Source organism: Bacillus sp. LR--39, from assembly GCF_053613335.1.
In genome coordinates, this window is sequence record NZ_JBSIOT010000155.1 from 1 (window position 1) to 1,410 (window position 1,410).

Sequence of the window (1,410 nt, forward strand, 5' to 3'; positions counted from 1 at the left end):
TCAAGTGATTTTAGGTATCAGTAAAATTGCAAGGTTAATGAAATTCATCCCGCGTTCTGTGATGATCGGGTTTGTGAATGCGCTGGCGATCCTTATCTTCTCTGCGCAGCTTCCCCAGTTTGAAGGTGCTTCTTGGAGCATGTATGCGATGCTTGCCGGGTCGTTGGTTATTATTTATGTGCTGCCAAGGTTTACGACTGCTGTTCCGTCTCCGCTTGTGGCGATTATTGTGATGACAATTATTGCGGTCACTTTCCATGTGGATGTGCGGACGGTTGGTGATATGGGCAATATTTCTAGTTCATTGCCTCATTTCTTAATCCCTGATGTTCCGTTTACCTTTGAAACACTGCAAATTATTTTTCCTTATTCAATTGCTTTAGCGTTTGTCGGGTTGCTTGAATCTTTGCTGACAGCACAGATTATTGATGAAATGACGGATACGGACAGTGATAAAAATAAAGAGAGCCGAGGACAGGGAATTGCGAATATCGTGACTGGATTCTTTGGCGGAATGGCAGGCTGCGCTATGATCGGACAATCTGTCATTAATACAAAAGCGGGCGGTCGCGGACGTTTGTCAGCATTTGTTGCCGGTGCTTTTCTGATGTTTTTAATTGCGGTGTTAAGTCATGTCGTGGTGAAAATCCCAATGGCGGCGTTAGTGGCTGTAATGGTTATGGTGTCTGTCGGCACATTTGATTGGTCTTCTTTAAAAGGTCTCAAAAAAGCGCCGCTCACGGACTCGATTGTCATGGTTGTGACAGTGGTTACGGTTGTTGTGACGGATGACTTATCTAAGGGTGTATTTGTCGGTGTTCTTTTAAGTGCCGTGTTCTTTGTGGCAAAAATCTCGAAGCTGAAAATCGTTTCTCATGCAGAGGATCAAAAGCTTAGAACGTATCAAGTGAAGGGGCAAATCTTTTTTGCGTCAGTGACTGATCTTACGAATGCGTTTATATATCAAGAGGATATTGAGCGGGTTGTGATTGACTTAACTGAAGCTCACGTATGGGACGATTCTGGAGCGGCCGCACTTGATAAGATTGTTGCGAAGTTTAAGGAACAAGGCATTGAAGCTGAGTTAAAAGGTTTGAATAAAGCGAGTAAATCTTTAATGAAACAGATGGCATAAAATAGAGAAGCCCAGATTAATGAGATCTGGGCTTTTTTATATAACATACACTTAAGCAGCATTGATATAATAGAGAGAAGAGAAATTTTAAATAGGGGACTTGCATATGATGCTTCAAAAGCTGAACCGTGTATTGGGGAGAGTGATGCCGCTGTTAACGCCGACTAGTGTGGTGTTAGGCGTGCTGCTGTCTCAGTTTTTAAATGGGTATGAATGGGCTGTGCCTTGGATCTTTGCTTTTATTACGTTTGCAGGCAGTTTGAGCGCGAACTTTC

The 1,410-nt window shown here is 43.0% G+C and carries 1 protein-coding gene and 1 pseudogene; both read left to right on the forward strand.

Annotated elements, in window-relative coordinates:
* A partial coding sequence (locus tag ACWHAR_RS21310) for a SulP family inorganic anion transporter (RefSeq protein ID WP_452087747.1) occupies positions 1-1,135 on the forward strand: 1,135 nt, incomplete at its 5' end.
* Between the two features lie 145 nt (positions 1,136-1,280).
* Positions 1,281-1,410, forward strand: a pseudogene (locus ACWHAR_RS21315) (bile acid:sodium symporter family protein); the annotation flags it as partial.